General features: G+C 62.4%; 23 protein-coding genes. 21 read left to right on the forward strand and 2 right to left on the reverse strand.

All coding sequences use genetic code 11. From position 1 onward, the window contains the following. Nucleotides 1–184: 184 nt before the first annotated feature. Together IH971_02430 and IH971_02435 are read left to right on the forward strand one after the other, a co-directional pair. Complete coding sequence (locus tag IH971_02430; GenBank protein MCH7496690.1) at nt 185–1,558, forward strand: MmgE/PrpD family protein; 1,374 nt, start codon at nt 185–187, stop codon at nt 1,556–1,558. Between the two features lie 111 nt (nt 1,559–1,669). Continuing rightward, nucleotides 1,670–3,964 (forward strand): tetratricopeptide repeat protein, encoded by a 2,295-nt coding sequence (locus IH971_02435; GenBank protein MCH7496691.1) that lies wholly within the window; start codon nt 1,670–1,672, stop codon nt 3,962–3,964. Between the two features lie 33 nt (nt 3,965–3,997). Here the strand turns inward: IH971_02435 and IH971_02440 are convergent, their stop codons facing one another. Then, complete coding sequence (locus IH971_02440; protein MCH7496692.1) at nt 3,998–4,846, reverse strand: DUF4835 family protein; 849 nt, start codon at nt 4,844–4,846, stop codon at nt 3,998–4,000. A gap of 50 nt (nt 4,847–4,896) precedes the next feature. Continuing rightward, the gene (locus IH971_02445; GenBank protein ID MCH7496693.1) at nt 4,897–6,015 is read right to left on the reverse strand and encodes an NAD(P)/FAD-dependent oxidoreductase; all 1,119 of its coding nucleotides are present in this window, start codon (nt 6,013–6,015) and stop codon (nt 4,897–4,899) included. A gap of 122 nt (nt 6,016–6,137) precedes the next feature. Between IH971_02445 and IH971_02450 the strand changes: the two genes are divergently transcribed. From IH971_02450 to lptB, 19 genes are all read left to right on the forward strand, one after another. Beyond that, entirely contained in the window at nt 6,138–7,562 is a 1,425-nt protein-coding gene (locus IH971_02450; GenBank protein MCH7496694.1) for an HD domain-containing protein, read from the forward strand. 152 nt (nt 7,563–7,714) lie between these two features. Further along, nucleotides 7,715–9,949: a TonB-dependent receptor gene (locus IH971_02455; protein MCH7496695.1), complete on the forward strand. Its 2,235-nt coding sequence runs from the start codon at nt 7,715–7,717 to the stop codon at nt 9,947–9,949. 11 nt (nt 9,950–9,960) lie between these two features. Beyond that, nucleotides 9,961–10,953 carry a DUF4249 family protein gene (locus tag IH971_02460; protein ID MCH7496696.1) on the forward strand — a complete coding sequence of 331 codons (993 nt, stop codon included), beginning with the start codon at nt 9,961–9,963 and terminating at the stop codon, nt 10,951–10,953. After that, nucleotides 10,950–11,318, forward strand: a complete 369-nt coding sequence (locus tag IH971_02465; protein ID MCH7496697.1) for a GntR family transcriptional regulator — start codon at nt 10,950–10,952, stop codon at nt 11,316–11,318. The genes IH971_02460 and IH971_02465 overlap by 4 nt, the downstream gene beginning before the upstream one ends. A gap of 4 nt (nt 11,319–11,322) precedes the next feature. Then, a complete protein-coding gene (locus tag IH971_02470; protein ID MCH7496698.1) occupies nt 11,323–12,177 on the forward strand; it encodes an ABC transporter ATP-binding protein in 855 nt (284 codons plus the stop codon). After that, on the forward strand, nt 12,174–13,148 hold the full coding sequence (locus IH971_02475; protein ID MCH7496699.1) for a hypothetical protein: 975 nt from the start codon (nt 12,174–12,176) through the stop codon (nt 13,146–13,148). The genes IH971_02470 and IH971_02475 overlap by 4 nt, the downstream gene beginning before the upstream one ends. Nucleotides 13,149–13,358: 210 nt before the next feature. Next, complete coding sequence (locus IH971_02480) at nt 13,359–14,657, forward strand: TolC family protein (protein MCH7496700.1); 1,299 nt, start codon at nt 13,359–13,361, stop codon at nt 14,655–14,657. A gap of 6 nt (nt 14,658–14,663) precedes the next feature. Beyond that, nucleotides 14,664–16,133, forward strand: coding sequence for an efflux RND transporter periplasmic adaptor subunit (locus IH971_02485; protein MCH7496701.1), 1,470 nt, complete (start codon nt 14,664–14,666; stop codon nt 16,131–16,133). Next, nucleotides 16,130–16,900, forward strand: coding sequence for an ABC transporter ATP-binding protein (locus IH971_02490; GenBank protein ID MCH7496702.1), 771 nt, complete (start codon nt 16,130–16,132; stop codon nt 16,898–16,900). Before IH971_02485 ends, IH971_02490 begins: the two co-directional genes overlap by 4 nt. Continuing rightward, nucleotides 16,897–18,111, forward strand: a complete 1,215-nt coding sequence (locus IH971_02495) for an ABC transporter permease (GenBank protein ID MCH7496703.1) — start codon at nt 16,897–16,899, stop codon at nt 18,109–18,111. The genes IH971_02490 and IH971_02495 overlap by 4 nt, the downstream gene beginning before the upstream one ends. Continuing rightward, nucleotides 18,111–19,340, forward strand: a complete 1,230-nt coding sequence (locus tag IH971_02500) for an ABC transporter permease (GenBank protein ID MCH7496704.1) — start codon at nt 18,111–18,113, stop codon at nt 19,338–19,340. The genes IH971_02495 and IH971_02500 overlap by 1 nt, the downstream gene beginning before the upstream one ends. Before the next feature lie 103 nt (nt 19,341–19,443). Then, nucleotides 19,444–19,782, forward strand: a complete 339-nt coding sequence (gene gatC, locus IH971_02505) for an Asp-tRNA(Asn)/Glu-tRNA(Gln) amidotransferase subunit GatC (protein MCH7496705.1) — start codon at nt 19,444–19,446, stop codon at nt 19,780–19,782. Beyond that, a complete protein-coding gene (gene kdsB, locus IH971_02510) occupies nt 19,779–20,489 on the forward strand; it encodes a 3-deoxy-manno-octulosonate cytidylyltransferase (protein MCH7496706.1) in 711 nt (236 codons plus the stop codon). The genes gatC and kdsB overlap by 4 nt, the downstream gene beginning before the upstream one ends. After that, nucleotides 20,482–22,122, forward strand: a complete 1,641-nt coding sequence (locus tag IH971_02515; protein MCH7496707.1) for a CTP synthase — start codon at nt 20,482–20,484, stop codon at nt 22,120–22,122. The genes kdsB and IH971_02515 overlap by 8 nt, the downstream gene beginning before the upstream one ends. After that, the gene (gene kdsA / locus IH971_02520) at nt 22,119–22,940 is read left to right on the forward strand and encodes a 3-deoxy-8-phosphooctulonate synthase (protein ID MCH7496708.1); all 822 of its coding nucleotides are present in this window, start codon (nt 22,119–22,121) and stop codon (nt 22,938–22,940) included. The genes IH971_02515 and kdsA overlap by 4 nt, the downstream gene beginning before the upstream one ends. Nucleotides 22,941–22,965: 25 nt before the next feature. Further along, nucleotides 22,966–23,487 (forward strand): HAD-IIIA family hydrolase, encoded by a 522-nt coding sequence (locus IH971_02525; GenBank protein MCH7496709.1) that lies wholly within the window; start codon nt 22,966–22,968, stop codon nt 23,485–23,487. Continuing rightward, nucleotides 23,432–24,469: a KpsF/GutQ family sugar-phosphate isomerase gene (locus IH971_02530; GenBank protein MCH7496710.1), complete on the forward strand. Its 1,038-nt coding sequence runs from the start codon at nt 23,432–23,434 to the stop codon at nt 24,467–24,469. Before IH971_02525 ends, IH971_02530 begins: the two co-directional genes overlap by 56 nt. Beyond that, a complete protein-coding gene (gene lptC, locus IH971_02535) occupies nt 24,466–25,023 on the forward strand; it encodes an LPS export ABC transporter periplasmic protein LptC (protein ID MCH7496711.1) in 558 nt (185 codons plus the stop codon). Before IH971_02530 ends, lptC begins: the two co-directional genes overlap by 4 nt. Before the next feature lie 22 nt (nt 25,024–25,045). Next, nucleotides 25,046–25,774, forward strand: coding sequence for an LPS export ABC transporter ATP-binding protein (gene lptB, locus IH971_02540; protein MCH7496712.1), 729 nt, complete (start codon nt 25,046–25,048; stop codon nt 25,772–25,774). Nucleotide 25,775 lies beyond the last annotated feature (1 nt).

Raw genomic sequence — 25,775 nt, forward strand, 5'->3', positions numbered from 1 at the left:
ACTTTGGTATCTCTTCGGTATCACTTCGGTATCATCCCTCCCGTCGGTGGACGTGATACCGGCAGGGGGGGAGGGGGTTGCCCGGCCTGCGGATGGCACTATCCCTGCTGCTCAGTGATAACTTTGGCGGGCGGCCATCATCGGTCAACTGACAGCAATGGAACAGTCATCGTAGAGGTTTAGCATGGCAACCAGCATATCCCGGCAGTTGGCCCGGTTCGCACTGGCGCTGGAGTTTGACGATCTGCCCAAGGAGGTCGTCCGCGAGGCGAAGCGCTACCTGTACGACACCATCGGCTGCGCCTTTGGGGGTTTTGACACCCGGGACTCGCAGATCATCCGGCGGCTCTACCGGCAGATGGAGGGCACCCACGAGGCCAGCCTGCTGGTGAGCGGCGAGCGCATCCCGGCCGTGAACGCCACGCTGGTCAACGCCATTGCCGTGCGGGCGCTGGACTTCAACGACATCTATTGGCGCGAAGACCCGTCGCACCCCTCAGACCTCATTCCGGCGGCCCTGAGCGTGGGCGAGCTGGCGGGGGCCACCATGCAGGCGACCCTGACGGCCATCGTGCTGGGCTACGAGTTCGAGCAGCGCTTGTGCGAGTTTGCCAAGCCCGGCGTGCGGGAGCGCAAATGGCACCACGCCACGCTGACCCAGTTCGCCGCGCCCCTGGTGGCCGGCAAGCTCTTGCGGCTCAGCGAGGACCAGCTGGTCAACGCCATCGGCATCTCGGGCAGCCACAGCCACACCATTGGCGCACCCACGGCGGGGGCGCTGACGATGACCAAGAATACGGTGGACCCGCTGGCGGTGCAGGCGGGCGTGTTTGCCGCGCTCATGGCCCAGGAAGGGTTCACCGGCACCGAGGAGATTTTCGAGGGCAAGGAGGGCTTCATGGATGTGTTCGGCCCGGACTGGGACGTCCCGGCGCTGGTGGACAATTTGGGGGCCAGTTTCAAGATCATGGAGTGCTCCATGAAGGCCTTTCCCACCGAGGCGCTGACCCACACGCATATCGCGGCCACCCTGCAGGCCGTAACGGAGCACGACATCCAGCCGGAAGATATCGAGGAGGTGCGGGTCACCACCATTGCCCGGGCGCGCGACATTCTGTTCGACCCGGCCAAGTACGAGCCCAAAAGCCGGGAGACGGCGGACCACAGTCTGCCCTACTGCATCGCCCGGGCGATCCTGGACCGGAAAATCACGATCCGCAGTTTCGATGAAGAGCAGCTCCAGGACCCGCGCCTGAAGACCATCATCCACAAGATCAAGGGGGTGGCCAGCGAGGAGTTTGAAGCCCTGTTCCCGGAAAAACAGCCCTCGCGGGTGACCATCAGGACGACCAGCGGCCAGGAGCACTCCGTCTATCGGGAGTACCCCAAAGGTGATCCCCGGGAACCCATGACCGAGCAGGACCTGGACGACAAGTTCGCCGCCCTGACGTCAGCGCGGCTGTCTGAACAGGGTCAAGCGCGGGTCAAGGAAGCTGTCTTTACCAGCGATACGCTGGCCGGCGTGGGTCACTTCATGTCCATGATCGTGGAGGACTAGGCCGCGGCCGGGTGGGCTGGCCACTTGCCACCCTGTCTGCCGGCCGAGTCAGCCCGCGAGCGAGCTGGACACCTGTAGGCATGCCGCGCGGCGCTCGTTAGATTACGCCCGATGGGCAAACCGCGACGACTCACATTTTGGCAAGCGCTGAAGGAGCGCCGGGTCCTGCCGCTGCTGGGACTCTACCTGGGGGCGTCCTGGGTGGCGGTGGAGTTCCTGGGCTTCCTGGTGGACCGCTACCGGCTGTCCCCGTACCTCATCGACCTGGTCCTGCTGGTGCTGGGCACGCTGCTGCCGGCGGCGGTAGTGCTGGCCTGGACCCACGGCAAGCCGGGGCCTGACCAGTGGACGCGTCTGGACAAGGTGGTCCTGCCGGCCAACCTGGCGCTCACGGTCGGGCTGGTACTGATCCTGTTCTCGGGCAGGGACCTGGGGGCGATTACCGAGGTGGTCACGGCGGAGGATGAGACCGGCGCGCGCATTGAGCGGGTCATCCCCAAGGCCAGTTTTCGCAAGCAGGCGGCGCTCTATTTTTTTGCGAATGAGAGCAGCGACAGCGAGGCGGATTGGGTCAGGCGCTGGATTCCCATGGCGATCTACCTCGACCTGATCCAGGACGCCTACTTTGACAACCGCTCGCCGTTTCAACTGAGCGCCGACCTGATGGAGTCAGGGGCGCAGCTGGGTGATGCGCCGCTGGCTCTCAAACGGGAGATTGCCCGCAAACTGCACCTGACCTACTTCCTCGATGGCGCCGTCCGCGGCCTGCACCCGTTCGTCCTGGAAACCCGCCTCTACCGGACCGACAGGGGGCGACTGCTGGCCCGCCATCATTATGACGGCTTCGATCTGGGGGAGCTTGTGGACCGGATTGCTGTGGACATGAAGGCCGACCTGGGGGTGTCGCCAGGGGAGATTGACGCGGCGCAGGACCTGCCGGTGGCGGCCCTATCGTCGGATGATCCGGGTGCCCTGGCCCGCTTCATCGACGGCATGATGCAATTAAGTTTTCATCGGGATTGGGCGGCGGCAGCCCGGTCGCTCATGAGGGCGGTAGATGCGGACCCGACCTTTGCGCTGGCCCAGTTCTATCTCTACCAGACTAACCTGTTGCTGGGCACCGAGTCGGGGGACGCCATCGACGCAGCCATGCACTACCTCTACAAAGTGCCCGAGCGCCTGCAGGGTGCTATCAAGGAGGTTTACTATACCTGGCGGGGGGAACCGGAGAAGGCCCTGGCGGTCCTGCGGCTGGACGTAACCCTTTTCCCCGACGACATTATTGCCCACCGGCGCCTGGCGAATTTTTACAGGAAAACCGCCTATTTTGTCGAGGCCCTCGGGCAGTACGAGTTCATCCTGGAGCTCGACCCGGCCGACGAGCTGGTGCTGCGGGACATTGCCAATATACACGGGGCGCTGGGCCATTTTGAGGAGGCGCTGGCCAGCCTGCAAACCTACAGCGATCAGTATCCACGAGACGTCGAGGCCCTGCTGGAAACGGGTGAAATTTACCAGCTACTGGGGCGACTGGCCGATGCCGAGCAGGTATACGACCGGGCGGCGCTGCTGGCCCCTCAGGGGGCCCGGGTGATGATGCTCCGCGCCAGCCTCCACTTTCAGCAGGGGGCGCTCGAAGCTGCGCTGCGCCTCGCCAGGCAAGCGGCGGATGCGGCCCAGACCGTAAAGGCGGAGGTGGAGGCGCTTACCAGGCTGGCGGGCCACTACGAGTCGCTGGGACGCATCAAGGAGGCCATGCAGGTGATTCGCCAGGCCATTCCCGCCGAGCGTAAGCTGTATGGGCCCGCAGGCAGCGCCGTTCTGCGCCTCAAGCACTTCAACCTGTATGCGCTCACCACCATGGCTGACTCGGCCGAAGCGCTGCTGGCCGACATGGATGTCCACCTGCCGAGCCCGTGGAACGATGTGTTGGATGTGATGCAGATCTACTTCCGGCTGAGCCGGGAAAACCCGGCCATCACAGACCGTGAGATGGAGCAGGTGGAGGCCTTTTACCAGGAGTACAAGCTGCTGGTGGACGTTCCGTGGGAACTGATGAATGCCCGCATCAGGGAGAGCAGAGGCGAATACCGCCAGGCCATCCACGGCTATATTGCGGCGCTGTCGCGCTACCCGAAGCGGCTGATGGTGCAGCGCCACGTGGCCCGCTGCTACCGCCAGCTGGGCGATGAGGAAGCGGCCCTGGCAACGATCAGGGAGCTGCTGGCGGTGTACCCCAACAATCCGGCCGCGCTCTACGAGCAGTATCAGATCCTGCGAGGCGCCGATGCCGATGGCGCTCAAATCCCGCTCCGCCGCCTGGCCGCCATTTGGGCTGAGGCCGACGAGGTCTACCTACCGGCGCGGGATGTGAGACAGGCGCTGGGGGCTGAGGTTCGGCTGTAGCCAGGGGGCTAGCCGGCAGACTCGGCGCTGAGGCTAGCGATCTTTTTCCTTCAGAAAGTCCCGGTAGATGCGGTCACTGTCAGGGTTGAGCACCTGCATATCGTCCAGTTCCCGCCACATGCCCGCCCGGGCGAGCATTTCGGCCGTCTCCTTGGCGTGGCCGGACAGAAAAATCGAGAGATAGCGCTCCTGTCCCTGGCGACGCACCACCGTGCTTACCGAGGTATGGAATTTGCCCAGCGCCTGCCGCAGTGCGGGTGCATCGGGCTGCTCTTCGGCGACGATCCCCAGGGCCTCGTAAAAGTAGGCTTTGGCCCGGCGCATGTCCTGGTTTGAGATCAGCCGCTCCACCAGGCTGACCCGACTGGACCAGGCGCGGCCCACGAAGGGGTCATTCTCACCCGTTGCGGCCAGATTGGAAGCCCGGGTGTAGTAGGCCGTACCGGCCAGAACCTCATAGGTGTCCAGTTCGGCCGCGATGATGATATAGCCGTAGAACTCCAGAAATGAGGCCAGCGGGTCGAACGTGGGCGAGAAATTGATGGACCTGCCCGCGGAATAGGGGAAGGTGGCGTCGCGGACAAAGTAGACCTGGTCCTGCCGCTTGTTGAACAGAATCTGAGCCTGGTAGTAGATCTCGTTACCGATGTTGACGGTTGAGAGAACGACCAGTTGCATATCCAACATCATGTCCAGATCGGCGACGTCATCCTCCCACGGGGAGTGCAGGTAGAACTGACGTATGGCTTCCTCCAGCCCCTGGAGCTCCTGACGCTCGCGCACGCTAAGCCGCTCCGTGTCAATTTGGGTCGTCACCTCGCGAAACTGAGCGGGGAGCGCCGTCGCCAGCACGAGCAGTGCTATGGGCACATAGTTCCACATGGACATAAGGTAGAGCCGCGGCGATTCAATCCCAAGGGAAAGCCGCCGGCCTATGCGGCCAGCGCCTGCTCGCGCATCCTGAGCCGCCGTCGGTAATCGATGCTGTCCACGGCGCGGACCGCATATTCCTGGGCGGTGTAAATCTGCTTCATGGTGGGCTCATCGGTGCGCCGGGCCGCATCGCCCACGGCAAAGAAGTTGGGCACCGACGTTTCGCCGCGGGAATCGATGGCGATCTGGCGCTGCTGGGGCGGAAGTTCGTCATCCAGCAGTTTGACGCCCAGCTGGCGGGCAAGCTCGTTGTAGACCTGGTAAGTGCCCAGCACAACCAGGGCAAAGCGCACCTCTATTTCGGGATGGCCATGGAACGCAATGGCGCACAGCTCGCCAACGTCGCCACGCACAAAATCGGTGATGCGTTGCGGGACCAGCTCGATGCCGTAGGCGTCGCAGAGGGTGCGGTTGCCGTCGGAAAGGGCGGGTTCGGCGCCATTGGTGAGGATATAGACGGCGTTGTCGTAGCGCTCGTGGAGCATGAAGGCGACCTCGGCGGCCGTATCGCTGGAGCCAAAGACGGCCACGGCGTCAGCGCGGGTGAGGTGACCCTCGCAGCGGATGCAGTAGAGCACGGATTCACGGTTGGCGAAAGGATAGATGGGACGTGTGGACTCAATCAGATTGCCGTGCCGGTCGTGTATCTGGATTTTTGGCTGCTCGTCCATGATGCCGGTGGCCAGCACCACAGCGGGCGCCTGGTAAGTCAGGGCGTCCACCTCAACGGTGAACCCCCCGTCGACGATCCGAACGGCCTGGCAATCCGCGTCCAGTATGGTGACCTGGTCCGGGTAGTGTTTTGTGAGCCGCGCCCGGGTATTTTTGATGATGAGGCGGTTGGGGATGTGGTAGTGCTGGGCCTCGATGAGCGCCACCCCCTGGGAGTCGCCACCGGTGCGCAACGTGGCCAGCAGCTGGTTTCTGATCAGTCCTTCGTGGACGGTGATCATGTTGTCCACGTTCATGACCCACTGCGAGCGGCTGCGGATGTGAGCGTCTTTTGAACCGGTCACCAACAGTGTCCGCATGTTATTCTGGGCGGCTCGCAGGGCGGCGGCACTGCCGCCAATTCCGCCACCGATGGTGATGATGTCAAACTGTGGGGTAGTGCTCATTGGCCAGCTCTCCGGAGTATATTGTCTTGGCGAAGGTACGCACAAAGTCAGGTCCGCGACAGGCCCCGCGATGGCCGGATGCCTTGAATTGTGCCCCTCCGCCCCGTTAGCTTGCTCGCGCTATGAGCAATATCGCTGACCTCATTCGTTCCCGGGAAGAGCACCAGCCCGTACTGGAGGCCGCCAGCCAGCTGGGGCAGGAGCAGGGGCTTACCCCCTACGTTGTGGGCGGCTACGTACGGGACCTCATTCTCCAGCGGCCGAACCATGACATTGACCTGGTGATTGCCGGCGACGGGATCGCATTTGCCCATGCGCTGGCAGAGCGGCTGGGGGTGGGCAAGGTCGTGGAGTACGCGAAGTTCGGGACGGCGCTGATCCCCATGCAGGGGCTGGAGGTGGAAGTGGCCACCGCCCGCAGCGAGATCTACCAGCCCGATTCGCGGAAGCCGAGCATCACTGCCGGTGACGTAGAGACGGACCTGTCCCGGCGGGACTTCACCGTCAACGCCCTGGCCGCCTCGCTGGGCAGGGAGAGTTTCGGCGACCTGCTCGACCCATACACCGGCATTCAGGACATGCGCAAGGGCATCCTGCGCACGCCCCTTGACCCGGACACGACCTTCAGAGACGACCCGCTGCGCATGCTCCGTGCGGCGCGGTTCGCCGCGCAGCTGGAGTTTGAGGTGGTGGCCGACGGCCTGGCGAGCATTGCGCGCAACAAGGAGCGCATCAGCATTATCAGCCGGGAGCGCATCACCGGCGAGATCATGAAGCTGCTGTCCGCCAACAGACCCAGCACCGGTTTTTTTATTCTCAAGGAGACGGGCCTGCTGGCCTACGTCTTCCCCGAGCTCGATGTCCTGTCCGGCGTGGAAGTGCGGGATGGCCGCGGCCACAAGGACGTCTTTACCCACACGCTGCAGGTGGTTGACAACGCCGCCGCCGCGAGCGGGAAGACCGCCCTGCGCTTTGCGGGCCTGGTGCACGACATCGGCAAACCCATGACCAAGCGCTATCATGCCCAGAGCGGCTGGACCTTTCATCACCACGAGGAGGTAGGGCGCAGAATGCTGGAGGAGGTGGCCCGCCGCATGCGGTTGTCCAACGAACTGCGCAACTATCTGATGAAACTGACCCGGCTGCACCTGCGGCCCATTGCCCTGGCCAAGGAGGGGGTCACCGACAGTGCGGTACGGCGGGTGATGCACGAGGCCGGCGACGACGTGGACGACCTGATGATTCTGTGCCGCGCCGATATCACCACCAAGCAAGCCGCTCTGCAGAAACGCTACCTGGGCAACTTCGAGCGGGTGGAGCAGTTGATGGGGGATGTGACGTTGCGCGACGAGATGCGGGCGTTTCAGTCACCGGTACGGGGGGACGAGATCATGGTGGAGTGCGCTCTGGAGCCCGGTCCGCTGGTGGGCCGGCTCAAGCGCGCCATCGAGTCGGCCATCCTGGATGACCGCATCCCCAACACCCGGGAGGCGGCACTGGCCTACCTGCGGGAAATCAAGGACGAGATACTCTCCACGCCATCCTAGCCGCAATGGCACGCGCAGCGGAGCCGGCCGAAATTTTTGCTTGCCCCGGTACTGTTATGGTGTTATACTCTTGTAGAACAGTAGTGCAATAAAGCGCACAATGCAAGGTTTGCTAAACCCATGAGCACCCGATTCTGCACCCCGCCATTAACGTGAGATTCGCTCTCCTCAGCGTTGTATTTGCCACCCTGCTGGGGGGCCAGCAGGCGGCCAGCATTTCGGGCTTTGTCACTGATGCCGAGTCGGGGGAGGCGCTCACCGGCGCCAATGTCGTGCTGCAGGGCACCCACCAGGGCACGGCAGCCAACCTGGACGGCTACTACGTTTTGAGCAACCTGGCACCGGGCAGCCACGTGCTGCAGGTGAGCTATCTGGGTTACGCAACCCTCGACGTTGAGATCGCCGTGAGCAGCGGACAGGTCTATCGCCACAATGTGGAGCTGGTGCCCAAAAGCCTAGAGGGCGAGACGGTGGAGGTGACCGCGGACAGGGAGAAGTTTCAGCGCGATATCACGGTGAGCAGTGTTACGCTCAATCCGATAAGTCTGCGGTCATTGCCGCAGCTGGGGGAGGTGGACCTGTTCCGTGCGATCCAGCTGCTGCCGGGTGTGCGGGCGCAGTCGGAATTTTCCAGCGGCCTGATTGTGCGCGGCGGCAACAGCGACCAGAACCTGATCCTGTTTGACGGTATCACCGTTTACAATCCCTCCCACCTGGGGGGTCTGTTTTCCACGTTTATCACGGAGGGTCTGCGGGAGGCGGAGCTGTTGAAGGGGGCCTATCCGGCGGAGTATGGCGGCCGACTCTCCAGCGTGCTGGACATTCACAGCAAGGACGGCAATTCCAAGCAGATGGCGGGGAGCGCCGAGATCAGCCTGGTGGCTGCCAAGGCGCTTATCGAGGGGCCGCTGGGCAGCGGCGGGTGGTTGCTCACTGGCCGGCGGACCTATTTGGACCAGGTGCTGAAGGCGCTCAACAGCGCCGCTGTCATCGATTTTGAGCTGCCCTACTACTTCTACGACCTGCAAGGCAATCTGTACCAGAATTTTGGCGTGAATGACCGGGTGTCGGTGAGTCTGTACAGCGGCACCGACAACCTCGACTGGCCCGAAATCCTGGCCCAGATCAACTGGGGCAACCAGACGGTGAGCACCCGCTGGCGCCACCTGTTCAGCACCCGGCTCATCTCCACGTTCATGCTGGCGGACTCGCGGTTTGAGACCAATTTCGCTTTCGGAGGCAGCGGCGCCGCCGAGTTTCACAACCGGATACGCGACGTGTCCGCGAAGGGTGACCTGACCTATTTCAGCAGCGACCAGCGATCCATCAAGTTCGGCTTTGAGACCAAAGCCATGGATATTCACTATCTGGCGACTTTCGGGAGCGATACGACCGCGCTGCTCAACCAGGCGCCGCTGCAGACGGCCATTTACTATGATGACAAGTGGAACTTTCACCGGTGGGTCCTGCGCTATGGTCTGCGCCTGAACTATTACGATCTGGCCCGGGAAAAGGTGACCCTGGCGCCCCGCCTGTCGGCCAAATATCTGCTCAACACCTCGTCCGCGCTGAACCTTTCGCTGGGGCGCTACTACCAATACATTTTTACGGTCAATGACGAGTTCAACCTGCAGGTGATCAACTACTGGCTGGCGCAGGATGGGTCCACACCGCAGCAGTATTCGGACCAGTTGATCCTGGGCTATGAGTATCAGGGCAGGGGGACCTATTTCTCCATCGAGGGCTACGCCAAGACCATGTACAACCTGCAGGTGTTCCGCGACACCCGGGCAAGTTTCGATGAGCCCGGTTTTGGCAGCACGGTGGGTGAGAACTTCCGGTCCACCGATGCGGTGGCCTGGGGTGGGGAGCTGTTTGCCCGCAAAACGCGGGGCCGACTGACGGGCTACCTGGGTTACACCCTGTCGTGGGTGGTGAAGCAGATTGAGGGCGAGCCGAAATACTGGGCCAACTGGGACCGGCGGCACGAGTTCAAGACCTCAGCCAGCTGGAGCCTGACGCCCAAATGGGGTCTGAGCTCCACTTTTCAGGTGGGGATGGGCTATCCCTACACCCGCATGCTGGGCACCTACTTGTATTATGAGCCGGGGCTGGAGGACGACCTCACGATTGAGACCCTCCCCGGGACGCGGAACAACGCGCGCCTGCCGGCCTACCACCGCCTGGACCTGAGCCTGACACGTCGCCTGAGCGGCAAGCGCCTGGCAGGGGAGCTGTACATCAACATCATCAACATCTATAACCACCGGAACGTGCTCTACGTTTTCTGGGACACCGACGAACTCGTGACGGGCAAGGCGGCGGTGAAGAGCGAGCTGAAAATGTTCCCCATCATCCCCTCGCTGGGCATCAGGCTATCGTTTTGAGGGCAGCCGTGGTGATAAAACGGGCCGTTCCCGTCGTTGGACTGGTGCTGATGACGCTGGGGGGTTCCGGCTGCGACTGGATCAACGGACTGCCGCCGGACCAGTCCTACCGCGAGAAGATTGTGCTGAACGGCACCCTCATCGCCGGAACGCTTATCGATTCCTCAGCGCTCACCGCTACAATCAGGCTGCACCGCAGCGCCGACATTACCGAGCCTTATAATGACCTGTCAGTAACCCTGGACGGTGCCACGGTGACGCTGACCGAGGGTGATTCCAGCTATGCCCTGCTGGCCTACCGCGAGGCGCCGGGACTGTGGTACCACCCGACGTTGCTTATTCAGGCTGGGCTCACCTACAGCATTTTGGTGACTACGGAGCGGCATGATCCGGTCACCGCCACCACCACGGTACCCTCGGCGCTGGCCATCACCGACATCATGGTGGATGGCGAGGTACGCGATTCCATCGGCACGATCGTTTACAAGCCTGCCAATGGTGACAGCGTGACCCTCTTTCGGCCGACCCAATTCACCTTCCGCATCGTGCCCGATGAGGCCCTCAATCCGCCGGCCATGGCGCGACTCGTCCTGACCGCCAGAAACGCCGAGGAGCCGACCATGATTACGGACGACGACGAGCTGAGAGCGTTCTTCATAAAGTGGCAGGGGATTCCGGCCGACTCTGTTGCGCAGCGCATTCGTAGGGGCAGGTCGGTCTCGCTCAACAGCATCAATTACGGTGAGGAATTCATCGTGGGCTGGAGCCTGCTCCGGTTTTACGGGCAGCAGAATCTAAGCATTTTTGCCATGGATCAAGCCTACCTCGACTACCACAAAGGCAACATTGAGGGACTGCCGTCAGACCCCAATTATCTGCCGAACAGCAACGTTATCGGCGGGTATGGTCTGTTCAGTTCCGCCAATCTGGGAACCGGGCCGAGCCGGTCATCGATGGACTGGCGGCTGCTACGCCCCGGCAGTGGGGAGGGTGGTTCCCCATGACCCTCACCTTTGGGAACAAGGTGCCCATCTACCTGCAGGTGGCCCAGATGATCCGGGACGCGATCATGTCCGGCGATCTGCGGGAGGGCGAGGCCATCCCCTCGGTGCGGCAAATTTCGGTGGAGCAGGGGCTGAACCCGCAGACCGTGCTGAACGCAACCCGCCTGCTGGTGGATGAGGGCATTCTTGAGAAGCGCCGGGGGGTGGGTATTTTTGTAAAGGCCGGAGGCAGGAAAGCGCTGATGGCGCTGGAGTTGGACCGGTTCAAAGGGAACGATCTGCCCGCCCTGGTGAAACGGGCCCAACTGCTGGGGCTATCCAGCAGGGCAGCCGTGAAGCTGGTCAAAGCGCAATTTGAGGAGTAAGTCCATGGATGCCCTTATTCACATTGCAGACTTAAGCAAGTCGTTTGGCTCCACCCAGGCGTTGCAGAACGTCAGCCTGGATATTCCTGCTGGCCGGATTGTCGGTCTGGTAGGGCCCAACGGCGCGGGCAAGACCACCCTGCTGCGGGCCCTCGGCGGAGGCATGGACTATGAAGGGGAAATCCGCGTGCTGGGGCTGGAGCCCAGAACCCAGCGCAAAGCCTTGATGGCCATGACGGGGGTCATCCACGATGTGGCCGTGCTGCCGCCGTGGATGCAGGTGCGGCATGTGCTGGATTATGTTGATCGGGTGCACCCGAACTTCAGCCGGGCGCGCTGCAATGTGCTGCTGGCCACCACCGATATCACCATGAAGAAGAAGGTGATGCAGCTTTCCAAGGGGATGAAGACCCAGCTGCATCTGGCGCTGGTCCTGGCCACCGAGACGCGGCTGCTGTTACTCGATGAACCCAGCCACGGCCTTGACATCCTGTTTCGCAAGCGGCTGTATTCATCGGTGCTGCAAGACTACTTCGACGGAGACAAAACCATCCTTATTTCCACACACCAGGTGGAGGAGGTGGAGCATATCCTGAGCGATGTCATTTTCCTCGACAAGGGCAGGATCATCCTGTACACCAGCATGGACGACTTGAAAGAGACCTTCGCGCAGCTGACTGTTTCTGCCGAGAAGGCCGATGAGGTTCGCCGGCTCGGCCCGCTCACCGAATCAGAGCTGTTCGGTCGCAAGGTCTTTCTGCTGCGCGACGTCGACCGCGCCACGCTGGAGCCGCTGGGTGAGGTGCAGGTGCCCTCGGTGGCCGACGTCTTCGTGGCCCTGATGGGGGGTGTAGCATGAGCGCGTACCGGGCCCTTTTGCAGCGGGAATGGCGGGAGTGGCGCACGGTCATTGCCATCGTACTGGTGCTGTATGTGATCGGGCTGATCGGAGCGGCAGTGGCACTCCGCGAGGGGGGTGACCGGCTGATCTCGGGACGGGATAACGAAGCCTGGCAGGAGGAGTTGCAGGAGGAACTTGATGAGGGGGGGATCGACATCGACTTCAGTTGGTTCGAGCCAGGGAACGTGATTGGGGTCAGCCAAGCCCAGATCCTGCTGTTCGGGTGGGCCCACATGCTCCGGACGGGGGTCTCCTTCATCAACCTGATCCTGCTGGTGGTAGGCCTCTACTACCTGAGCGATGCGGTGTACAAAGAACGGAGTGACGGCAGCACCTTCTTCCACCGGGGCATGCCCGTTGGCGACGTGGCGCTGCTCTCATCCAAGCTGCTGATGGGGACGGTGGGCATACTGGCTCTGTCGTACCTGCTGGGTGTGTTTTGGGTGCTGGAGGGCCACCTGACGTTTCCATCGGGTTCGGCCCAAATGATGGCAAAATTTGGATTTTCGCCCTCCCAGGTGAACATTGGGGACCTCATTTTGGATTGGGCCGTGTTTCACATTCTGCAGCTGGCCTGGCTGTTGCCCGTGGCGGCCTACTTCCTGCTGGTTTCGACGGTAACCCGCAGCCGCCCGGTGCTGGTGGGTGTGGGCGTGCCGTTGCTGCTGGGGTTGCTGTGGCGCTTCCTGGTGGGCGACAACGCGCTGTTGCGGGAGCTGACCGCGAACTTCAGCGTGCTGGGCGATGTCCTCGTTGACCAGTGGCAGGGCGGGCACCCACAAGATCTGGCGGCCGGGGAGCCCGTGGTTCTGTTTGGTTCATTCTCCGAGTATGTTTTCAGCCTGCGGACGTTGGTCTCGGTGTTGGTGGCGGGAGGGCTATTCGGCCTAACCTTCTTCGCCTACCGCAAAAACCTGCCCGTATCCTAACCTATGGCCTCTCGGGGCGATCATAATTTTGTGGCGCCGAGTCAGGTTGTTGCGTGCTTGTCTCAGCGGGGCAGCTGGGCGAAGATCACAGGCAACTTTCCCGGCGCCAAGGCCGTCTATCTGGGTGGCCGGCTGCCATGACGAGCAGCGGTTGGCGGAGGATCCAAGCGTCCGCCCTGGCATTGAATGCAGTAATCTACAAGGTGCACCATGAAGTTATCTAGACAGCTGGGCCTGTTCATCACGCTGGGAGGCGGCTGGCTGACTGCCCAGGGGATGCCCGGCCTCACCCTTGAACAACTCATTGATCTGGGGCTGGATAACAGCAGCGGCATACGCATTGCGCAGCGGAACCTGAGCGCGGCGAAGGCTGACCGCAGGGGATCCTACTCCGGGTTGGCGCCCTCACTGAGGCTGACCTACCAACAGGACCTTGACCCGGGGCAGGCTTTCATTGACCCGCTCACCGGCAGCAATGTGGAGCCGCAGCCTTTTGGCAACCAACTGATCCTGTCGCAAACCCTTTTTGACGGTGCCGCGGCATGGTATCGCGCCGCCAGCGGGGCGAACGCCCAGGCCAGCGCAGAATGGACCCTGACCGAGGCCCGGCAGCAGGGGGTGCTGGCCATTAAGCAGGCCTATTACAACTACCTGTCCCGCCTGAAGTTGCTGGGGGTGTCGGAAGAGGCGCTGGCCCTGAGCCGGAAGCAGTTGGAGCTGGTGGAGGAGCGCTACCGGCTGCAGGCAGTCAAGCAGACCGACCTGCTCAAAGCCAGGGTCAGCACGGGGCAGCGGGCGGCCGACCTGCACCGGGCGATGCAAGCATTGGCCACGGCCCGCACCAGCGTGAATGTAACCCTGGGGCAGGAGCCCTCGAGGGCCCTAAACCTGGTGCAGGAGAGCGTTTCGCTCGAGCCGCTGCCGGACCGGGAGGCGGCCCTGACGTTACTGCTGAGGGACAACCCAACCCTTGAGAGGAGCCGCCTGGCCGTTGAAAGCAGCTGGCTCAGCGCCAAGCAACAGCGGGGGCTGCTGCTGCCATCACTGAGCGTGAGCTATACCCTCAACGCCAGTAGTGCCGTGGCGGGTGAAGTTTTCACTTTTCCCCAGGACATCAGAAGCACAGCCGCACGGCTAAGCGTATCGCTGCCGTTGTTTACCGGGCTGCGGAACTCGTCGCAGTACAGTCGCTTGAGATATCTGGCCCTGGCGGAGGAGGAGCGCCTGGAGGCGCAGGAGCGAGAGCTGAAGCGGCAGCTGGAGAATACCTTTTCCAGCCTAAAATCGTTGCATAATATCTATCCGATCAACCAGGAGGTACTGGCCTCTGCGGAGGCGGACGTGCGGCTGGCCGAGGTGCAGTACAATCTGGGGGCCATCTCCATTTTGAACCTGCTGGACGCCCAGGTTTCGCTCATCACTGCCCGCAGCACGCTGGTACGCACGACTTACGATATCAAAATCGCGGAGGCACAGCTGCAGGCGCTCATGGGCGTCTCCCACCGGTGAGGATAGATGAAAATCGGCTCTAGGACGATCAGCCTGAAGAATTTCAGCTTCAGGAAAATCAACCGCAAGCAGGCGCTGATCGGATCGGCGGTGGTTGCCCTGCTGCTGATTCTACTGCTGAAGGGCAGTGGCGACAATGAGGGTGAGCTGGGCGACGAGCCCCGCCAGCGCAGCCCCGTGGCGGTGCAGGTTGGCGAGGTCCGCAGCCAGCGTGTGGTGCAGACGGTGACGGCTGCCGGGAAAATCCGGCCGGTCTTCGAAACGGAGATTTCATCGACGGTGAGCGCACAGATCATGGAGCTGCGCATTGACGAGGGCGATGACGTTCAGGCGGGGGACACCCTGGTGGTGCTGGACCGGCTGCGGTATGAGGCGGCGCATAGCCGAGCCAAGTCCGGCTTGCGGTCGGCGCGAGCGGGACTGAGGAAAATTACCGCAGAGCGGGAACGGGGGCGACAGCTCTACGAGAAACAGCTGATCAGCCTGCAGGAGATGGAAGCGCTGGAGGCCTCATTGGAGTCGTCTCTGAGCCTGGTAGACCAGGCCACGGCGACCCTGCAGCAGGCCCGTGACGACCTGGACAAAACAGTATTGCTCGCGCCGGAGGGCGGCGTGGTCACCAAGCTCAACAAGGAGCTAGGCGAGATGGCCCTGGGCTCCACTTTTCAGGCGGACGTCCTGCTGATTATTTCCGACCTCTCTTCCATGGAGGTGGTGGTGGAAGTGGATGAAACCGACGTGGTGGATATCGAGATCCTTGACCTGGTGCAGATCGAACTGGACGCCATTCAGGACACCGTATTCCTGGGCCGGGTTTCCAAGATTGCCCACAGCGCGGTGGTGCAGGGGCAAGGCACACAGGAGCAGGCCACCAGTTTCGAGGTCGTGGTGACCCTGGACGTGGCCGGCGAGTCCCGCATGATAGATCCACGCATTCGGCCCGGTATGTCGGCGACGGCCACGATCACGACCGCCCTGCACGAAGCGGTGGTGGCGGTGCCCATCCAGGCGCTGACGGCCCGTGTGCCGGAGATACCCCCTCCGGGGGAGTTGGCCAACGGCGACGGCATCGGTGGGCGGCAGAGTTCCAACGGTCCTCCCGGCCGGGGGCGAAGGCGCGGACGGCGCGGCGGCGAACAGGGCCGGCCAGGGGGCGGGCCGCCCGGGCGTGGCGACCGGGGTTTTGGGTTCGAGCGGCCCGAGCCGGTGGAAGTGGTCTTCGTGGTGGTGAAGGATTCGACTGGAACCGCCGGGGGCTTCCTGAGGAGACTGTTGGGCAAGCCCGAGATCGAAATCGTGGAGCAGCGGCAGGTCAAACTGGGCATTTCATCCGACACGCATTACGAGATTCTGACGGGGCTGTCCGAGGGGGAAGAGATTGTAGTGGGTAATTATCGCGCGGTGAGCAAAGAGCTGCGCGCGGGGAGCCAGATTACCCGCAAGGAGAGCCGCTCCCCACGGCGCAGACCGCGATGAGTGCGCTGCCGCCGGGCCAATTGCCGCCTAACGGCCGGAAGGGCTTCATCGTCCTGGAGGGGGTCACCAAGATTTACAGCATGGGCAAGGAGCAGGTGCATGCCCTGCGAGGCATCACCCTCAACATCGCGGCCAGTGAATACATCTCGATCATGGGGCCCTCCGGCTCGGGCAAGTCGACCCTGATGAATATTATCGGCTGCCTGGACACGCCCACGGCCGGCCGCTATGAGTTTGAGGGCGAAGTGGTCTGTGATATAGCGGGCGACAAGATTGAGCGGATGGATGACAATCAACTGGCGCAAATTCGCAACCGGAAGATTGGCTTCGTCTTCCAGACCTTCAACCTCCTGCCGCGCACCTCGGCCCTGCGCAACGTGGAGCTGCCGCTGATCTACGCCGGTATGCCCAGGCGAGCACGCCTGGAGCGCGCAGCTGAAGCGCTGGAGCTGGTGGGACTCTCAGACCGTGCGGACCACAAACCCAGTGAGCTCAGCGGAGGCCAGCGGCAGCGGGTTGCCATCGCCCGCGCCCTGGTGACCAACCCGGCCATTATTCTGGCGGACGAACCGACCGGCAACCTGGACTCCACCACGGGCGAGGAGATTATGGACCTGCTGGACGGCCTGCAGCGCCAGGGCAACACGATCATTCTGGTCACCCACGAATCACATATTGCCGCCCGGGCGCACCGGGTGATTCACATTCTGGACGGTGAGGTGGCCCTGGATGAACGCACCGTGAACGGCCAGACGGTGCCGGCATGATCGAAATCCTGCGGGTAGCGGGGTCGGCGCTGTGGGCGCACAAATTCCGGACCCTGCTCACCACGCTGGGCATCGCCATCGGCATCTTCACGGTGGGCGTCGTGATGGCCATCATCGAGGGGCTCAATTCGTCGTTTGCCAATCAGATATCGGCCCTGGGCTCGGACGTGCTCTACGTGGACAAGCGGGCCTGGTTTCAGGGACGGGATGCCTGGATCCTCGCGCGCCAGCGCCGCAACCTGGACCTGGATGCGGTGGAATACATCGCCGCCCGCGCCGAGTACGTGAGCCACGCCAGCCCGCGGATATTTCAGCGTGCGACCGTGAAATACAAGGGGCGGAGTCTTGAATCGGTGGCCGCCCTCGGGGTGCACGAAGACATGGCGGTGATCTCCGGCGATGAGGTGGTGGAGGGGCGCTTCATATCGCGGGTGGACACACGGCACAAGAAAGCCGTCGCCGTGATCGGAGCGGCGGTGCGGGAGAACCTGTTCCCCAACGAGAACCCCGTGGGCAAGAAAGTGAGCCTCAACGGCCGGCGATTCCTGGTCATCGGGGTGCTGGAGAAGCGGGGCCAAATGCTGGGGCGCAACCTCGACAACATGATCTACATCCCGGCCGAGACCCTGCTCAAAATGTTTGGGCGCCGCTGGCGCAACATCTCCATTGCCCTGAAGGCGTCCGACCCGGCACTGGTGGATGAGGCCAAGGAGGAGGTGGAAGGGATCATGCGGCGCTACCGTCAGCTGCGGCCCGGCCAGCCCAATGACTTCGCCATCAACCAACAGAGCACCCTGCAGGACCTGTACGATAACGCCACGCGGATACTCTGGATGGTGGCCATCGGCATCGGCAGCATCGCGCTGATTGTGGGCGGGGTGGGGGTGATGAATATCATGCTGGTGACCGTAACCGAACGCACGATGGAGATCGGTTTGCGCAAAAGCCTGGGCGCCCGGCGCAGCACCATCCGGTGGCAATTTCTGGTGGAAAGCATGACGGTATCGGCCGTGGGGGTGGTGGTGGGTTTCCTGCTGGCCTCCGGGACGGCCATGTTCATTGACCGGGCGACTCCGCTGGCGGCCCGGATTCCCCCCACGTGGGGCGCGCTGGGTGTGGGCGTCGTCTTTGTGACGGGGCTGGTGTTCGGGCTGTGGCCGGCCAACAAGGCCGCCCGCCTGGACCCCATTGAGGCGCTGCGGTACGAATAATGCTCGAGTTTATCCAGATTGCCTTGCGAGCCATTGTGAGCAACAAGCTGCGTTCGAGCCTGACCCTGCTGGGCGTCGTGATCGGCGTGTGGGCCATTACCAGCATGCAGGGGGTGGTCAAGGGCTTCGACAACGCCATGCAGGAGCAGCTCAGCGGGCTGGGGTCGGAGTCGTTCGTGATTCAGAAATTCCCGGCCGTGATGGTGGGGCAGCGTTGGTGGCGATACGCCCGGCGCAAGGATTTCAGCTACGAGGACGCCCTGTACCTGCAGGCCACCAGCCCCAGCGTTCAGGCGGCCACTGCGGTGATCGAGCGGCGGATCCAGACGATCAAATACAAGGACAAGAAAACGGCACCCGACGTGCGCGTTATCGGCACCATGGCTGAATACCTGACCACGGAATCGGTGGACCTGGCCAGCGGCCGCTTCATTACCGACGATGATGTGACGCATTCGCGGCAGGTGGCGGTTCTCGGGCGCGACGTGGCGGCGGAACTGTTCCCTTATCGGGACCCGGTTGACCAGCGCATTCTGGTGGGCAACCAGGGCTTCGTGGTGGCGGGGGTGCTGGACCAGGCCTCAGTTACTTTTGGCGAGTCGCCCGATGAGATTGTGATCATTCCCATTACCGCCTACCAGAAGGTATTCACCTCATCACAGCGGGGCATGAGCACCACCGCGCTCATCGTCCGGGCCTGGGATGCCCAGAGCGTGGATCAAGCCGCCGACGAGGTCGTGGCCCTGCTGCGGGTGAGGCGCAAGGTTCCCCTGGGTGAGGAGAACGATTTCGAATTGATCACCGCCGAATCGCTCATGGGCACCATGATGACCTTCACCGGCTATATCCGCATCGCCGCGATTGGCATCGCCGCTATCTCATTGCTGGTGGCGGGCATCGGAATCATGAATATCATGCTGGTATCGGTGATGGAGCGGACGCGCGAGATCGGCACCCGCAAGGCTGTGGGGGCCACGCGGCGTGACATACGGGTGCAGTTCCTCATCGAGGCGGTGCTGTTGTCGGAGTTGGGGGCCGCCGTGGGCATTGTGCTTGCTGTGCTCACCGCGGCGGGTCTTTCGCCCGTGCTGCACATGGCGGTGCGCGTACCGCTTTGGGCCATGGTGGCTGCCGTGGGCTACTGCTCCGTTATCGGTATCTTTTTCGGCCTGTTTCCGGCCAACAAAGCCTCCAAGCTGGACCCCATCGAGGCCCTGCGGTACGAGTAAATCGGGCAGCTTTCGGCGGGACCGGGGGGTGCCCCAATCTCCTTGTATTCCCTCATGGCCCCTTGTAACTTGGCGTGGCACGATTCTTGTACCCCGTCGACAAATGTCCGCTAAACAGACCGTTTCACCGCAAGAAATCCAAAAGATCGCGCAACTGGCGAAACTGCGACTTGACGTTGCGCAGCTGGACACCTATACGAAGCAGATCAACGCCATTCTGGCGCACGCCCAATCGCTGGAGCAGGTTGACCTGGCAGGCGTTGAACCGCTGTCCAACGTCCTGGATTTAACGAACGTTTCCCGGCCCGACCGGCCGGCGCCGTCTCTGGAGCGGGACAAGGTGCTGGCCAATGCTCCGCGGACGGAGGAGGGCGCCCCTGAGAAACGAGCCACCGACGGCGAGTTCTTCCTGGTTCCCCGGATCATCAAGTCCGGCCCATGAGCGTCGCCGGCATTATCCCTGCCCGCTACGCCTCCACCCGGTTCCCGGGTAAAGTTCTGGTCCCCATTCACGGTGTCCCCATGGTGCACCACGTGTATGAGCGGGCCAGCCGGAGCGCATTACTGGATGAGGTGATCATCGCAACCGATTCGCCGCTGGTAGCGGAGACCTGCGCGCGGCTGGGGGACCGGGTCGTGCTCACCGGTGCCGAACACCAGAGCGGGACGGATCGAGTGGCCGAGGCCGCGCGCCAGGTCTCTGCCGAACTCATCGTCAACATCCAAGGGGACGAGCCGCAGCTGGACCCCGCTACGGTGGATGCATTGGTGGGCCACATGCAGGCCCACCCGGAGCTGCTCATGGGGACGGTGGGTTCGACGCTCATGGCCCCCGAGGACGAGGCCGATCCCAACGTGGTAAAGGTGGTGGGCAGGGGGGGGCTGGCCGTGGCGTTCTTCCGGGAGCTGCCGTCGCCGTTGCCCACGGGGGAACTGCTCCGGCACGTGGGTCTGTATGCCTACCGCAGCGAGTTCCTGCAACAGTTTGCCGCCCAACCCACGAGTCCCGGCGAGCGGGAGTTGCACCTGGAGCAGCTGCGGGCGCTGGAATTGGGCACTGCCATCGGCCTGGTAACGCTGGAGGTGGCCGGCAAGAGCATTGATACACCTGCGGACCTGGACGAAATCCTGGCTGAGTGGCATGGCTAAAGAGCGGCCGCCGGTCAAACATATATTTGTCCTGGGCGGGGTCATATCCGGGCTGGGCAAGGGCATCCTGTCGGCCTCTCTGGGTTACCTGCTCAAGTCGCGGGGCGTGAAGGTCACGATTCAAAAGCTCGACCCCTATCTGAACGTGGACCCCGGTACGATGAATCCGTATCAACATGGCGAAGTGTTCGTGTTGGATGACGGTTCGGAGACCGACCTGGATCTGGGGCATTACGAGCGCTTTATCGATATCGACATGTCAGTGCTGAACAACACGACCACGGGCCAGGTGTACTGGGAGGTGCTGAACCGGGAACGCAAGGGCGATTATCTGGGGCAAACGGTGCAGGTCATCCCGCACATTACCGATGAGATCAAGCGGCGCATCGGCATGGTGAACCCGCGGCGGAAATACGACGTGGTCATCAGCGAAGTGGGGGGCACCGTGGGCGACATCGAGGGACAGCCGTTTCTGGAGGCTATCCGCCAGCTGTGTCTGGAAGTGGGGCGGGAAAACTACCTGATCATGCACCTGACGCTGGTGCCCTACATCGGCAAGAGCCAGGAGCTGAAGACCAAGCCCACCCAGCACAGCGTGCAGCGCCTCAGAGAAATAGGTCTGCAGCCCGACATCGTGGTCTGCAGGACCATGGACGACCATCACCTCACAACCGAAACCCGTGCCAAAATCGCACTCTTTTGCAACGTACTGCCCGAGCATGTATTTGAATCGCCGGACGTGGACAGCATCTACGAAATACCGCTGGTTCTTCACGAGCAGAACCTGGACCGGGAAGTGGCCTGGAAGCTGGGGCTGAAGGTGGCTGACGAATCGTCCTCCTTCCTACGGGAATTTATGGCCCGCTTCAAGCGGCCCAAGCACGAAGTGACCATCGCCATTTGCGGGAAGTACAACGCCCTGCCGGATGCCTACAAGAGTATTCTGGAGGCTTTTATCCATGCGGGCGTGGAAAACGATGCCCGGGTGCAGGTGAAGTGGGTGGACACTGAATGGCTGCACAAGAAGCCCAGCCGGCTGAGCACGTTCAAGGATGTGCATGGCCTGCTGATACCCGGCGGATTCGGCGACCGGGGCATCGAGGGAAAAGTCATGACTTCCCGCTATGCCCGTGAACATAAGGTACCGTTTCTCGGCATCTGCCTGGGGTTGCAGTGCGCCGTCATTGACTTCGCCCGGGATGTCTGCAAGCTGGAAGGTGCTGACAGCACCGAGTTCAATTCCGCTACCCCCCATCCGGTGGTGGCGCTCCTGGACAGCCAGCAGGGTGTGGAGAACAAGGGCGGGACGATGCGGCTGGGGGCTTATGCCTGCGATGTGCAGCCGGGCACCAGGACCCACGCCGCCTACCGTCGACGGCGGATCAGCGAGCGGCACCGGCATCGGTTCGAGGTGAACAACGCCTACCGGCAGCGATTGGAAGCGGGCGGGATGATATTCAGCGGGGTCAACCCGGAGCTGGACCTGGTGGAAATTATCGAGCTGCCCGATCACCCCTGGTTCGTGGCGGGGCAGTTCCACCCGGAGCTGAAGAGCCGGTTGGTACGGGCGCACCCGCTGTTTCGTGAGTTCATCAAGGCGGCAGTGGACTACCGGCTGCACAACGGGCCATGAGGTTCGGTCCCACCACCATCGGCGAGGGTACCTTCCCCATCATTGCCGGCCCCTGCGTAATGGAGTCGGAGGAGCACGTGCTGCATATGGCGCAGCTGCTGGCCGAGGTCCGCGACCGGCTGGGGCTGGCGCTGATCTTCAAGACCAGCTTTGACAAGGCCAATCGCACATCGGGTGAGTCGTACCGGGGCCTGGGGCTGGACCAGGCCTTGCCCATCTTCAGGCGTATCCGGGATGAGACGGGCCTGCCGCTGCTCACCGATGTGCACGCAGTAGATCAGCCTGAGCGGCTGATCGGTTCCGTTGACGTGATCCAGATTCCCGCCTTCCTCAGCCGGCAGACCGACATGCTGTTGGCCGCCGCCCGGACGGGCTTAACGGTGAATGTGAAGAAGGGGCAGTTTCTGTCACCGTGGGAGATAGAGCACGTCGTTGCGAAGCTGAAGGCCGGAGGATGCGAGAGTTTCGCGGTGACTGAGCGCGGCGCCAGCTTTGGCTATCAGAACCTGGTGGCGGACATGCGGGCGATACCCATCATGCAGAGCGCGGGGGTGCCGGTCATATTCGATGCCACGCATTCGGCGCAGCTACCGGGAGCACTGAACGGCCAGACCGGCGGACTCCGTGAATTTATCCCAACGGTGGCCCGGGCGGCGGTGGCGGCGGGTTGTGACGGCATTTTTATGGAAGTGCACGACGATCCCGACCATGCCCAGAGCGATGCCGCCACGCAGTGGCCGTTCGATCGCTTCGAGAGCCTGGTGACGGATCTGCTCGCATTCCGCAATACCTATCTGGAGGTGCGCCATCGCAACTGACGGACTGCGCGAGCGTGTCGGCCGGGTGAAGGCCCTCTTCCTGGATGTGGACGGTATCCTCACTGACAGCACGATCTACCTGGGACCGAATAATCTGGAGCTGAAGCGCTTTACCGTGGAGGACGGCGTCGGCTGCGCCCTGGCCCGCCAGGCCAACCTTACCCTGGCCCTGATATCGGGGCGTCATTCCGAGGCCACCACGGCGCGTGCGGCACAGCTAGGCATCAAGGACGTTTACCAAGGCTACCTGAACAAACTGCAGCCCCTGGAGGAGCTGCTGGACAAATATGGTTTCAGCGACGGAGAGGTGGCCTATGTGGGGGATGGCCTGGTTGACCTGCCGGTACTGGAGCGGGTGGGCGTGGCTATCAGCGTGCCCAATGCCCATCCACTGGTGAAGGCATCGGCGGATTACATTACCGAGCGCTCAGGTGGGCAGGGTGTCGTGCTGGAGGTGGTGGAATGGATCCTGAGGCACCAGGGTCGTTATGATGAAGTGCTGGCGGGGCTGCGGACCCAAATACACGAGGCTAAGAGGATTGGCTAGGAAATCGAAGCGCGACGTGTTGGCCATTGGGCGCGACGTTATCCTTCAGGAGGCGGCGGCGGTGGGCGCCCTGGCCGACCGGCTGGGGCCCATGTTTGAGGAAGCCGTGAACCTCATCTACCGGTGCGAGGGACGGGTCGTGGTGACCGGCATGGGCAAGTCGGGTCAGATTTCCCGCAAGATTGCGGCCACCCTGACAAGTACCGGCACGCCAGCTCTCTACATCCATCCCAGCGAAAGCCTGCACGGCGATCTGGGAATGCTGGGTGTGTCGGACCTCCTGCTGATCGTCTCCAACAGTGGTGAAACCGAGGACATACTGCGGATGCTGCCGACGGTAGAGGTGTTGGGCATCCCCATCGTCGCCATCGTGGGGCGGCCCGATTCCACCCTTGCGACCAAGGCGGACGTCTGGCTGGATGCCAGCGTGGAGCGCGAGGCGGGACCCCTTGAACTGGCCCCCACCAGCAGTACGGCCGCAGCGATGGCAATGGGCGACGCCCTGGCCGTGGCCCTGCTGGAGCTGCGGGATTTTAAACCTGAAGACTTTGCCCTTTACCACCCCGGTGGCACGCTGGGGAAAAAATTGCTCACCACCGTGGAATCCCTGATGCACGGCCCAGAGAAACTTCCCCTGGTCAGCCTCGATACCGTCATGCGTCAGGCTATTTTTGTCATCAGTGAAAAGGGATTGGGGATCACCGGCGTGGTGGATGCTGACGGCCATCTGGTGGGCTGCATTACGGATGGCGACCTGCGCAGGGGCCTGGAAGGGGGTAATCACCTGCTGGACCTGCCGGCCGAAGCCGTCATGAACCGGGAGCCCAAGCGGATTTTGCGCCGCGACCTGGCGGTGAGCGCCCTGGCCACCATGGAGGATTTTGAGATCACCTCGCTGTTCGTCATGGAGGATGAGGAGAGCTGGCAGCCGGTGGGGGTGATCCATATTCACGACATTTTCAAATCGGGGATTCGCCGATGAGCTCGGCGGGCGTCCTGTGGCTCTGGTTGCCGGTAGTGGTGCTGGTTTCGGGTGGCTGCCGGGACAGTGCGGTGATCCAGCAGCGGGGCAGCACCCGGGACATGTTTCCCGATCATGAAAGCTGGGAGAGCAGCATTATCATCTCCCGAAACGGTCGCCTGATGACGGTGGCCAATTCGCAGCGGATGATCCAGTATGACAACACGGATATTGCCCACCTCATCGGCAATGTGCAGGTCGATTTTTACAACGACGAGGGGTTGCACGTGAGTCGGCTCCTGGCCGACAGCGCGGATGTGAATACGCGGACCAACACCATGAGCGCATTCGGCCATGTAATCATCCGTTCCGATAGCGGGCTGGTGCTGCGGACCCGCTCGCTGCGTTGGGACAATGAGTACGAGATGATGACGACCCAGGATTCGGTCATGTTCGCCACCGATAACAGTGACACCCTTTACGGTGTGGGGTTCGAGTCCGATGTGGACTTAACCCATTGGAAAATCTATCGGCCCTGGGGTGTCGTGGAGCGCGGCTTTGGCATCCAGAATTGAGTCCAACGGGGAGTGGCAGGTTCTGTCGGGCCACGGCCTGTACAAGACCTACGGCAACCGGGAAGTCGTTCGCAACGTGTCCATCGAGGTGCGACGGGGGGAAATTGTAGGCCTGCTGGGACCCAATGGCGCCGGCAAGACCACCACCTTTTACCTGCTGACGGGGATGATCCGTCCCAGTGCAGGGAGGGTCAGTCTTGACGACGATGATATTACGACCATGCCCATGTACCTGCGCGCCCGGCGTGGATTGGGCTATCTATCACAGGAGCCGTCGGTTTTTGCTCGCCTGACCGTGGAGGAGAACCTGCGCCTGGTTTTGGAGGTGAACGACCTGAGCGCCGATGAGCAGAGTGAGCGTCTGGAGAGGTTGCTGAGCGAGCTCCATATTGATCATATCCGCGGGAGCAGCGCGGCGACGTTGTCCGGGGGCGAACGGCGTCGCACAGAAATCGCCCGCAGCCTGGTAACGGAGCCCAGCTTCATGCTGCTGGACGAGCCGTTTGCCGGGATTGACCCCATCGCAGTGGAAGAAATACAGCGCATCGTATTGCAGCTTCGGGAGCGGGGTATCGGTGTGCTCATCACTGACCACAACGTCCGGGAAACCCTGAGCATCACCGACCGGGCCTATCTGCTCTACGAGGGCGCTCTCATGAAATCGGGTACGGCGGAAGAGTTGGCCGCCGACGAGGAGACGCGGCGGCTATACCTGGGACAAAACTTCAGCTTGGTGAAGCGGAAGGTGTAAG

This window comes from Candidatus Neomarinimicrobiota bacterium, assembly GCA_022560655.1.
In the GTDB taxonomy this organism is placed as follows: Bacteria; Fidelibacterota; Marinisomatia; order SCGC-AAA003-L08; family TS1B11; genus JADFSS01.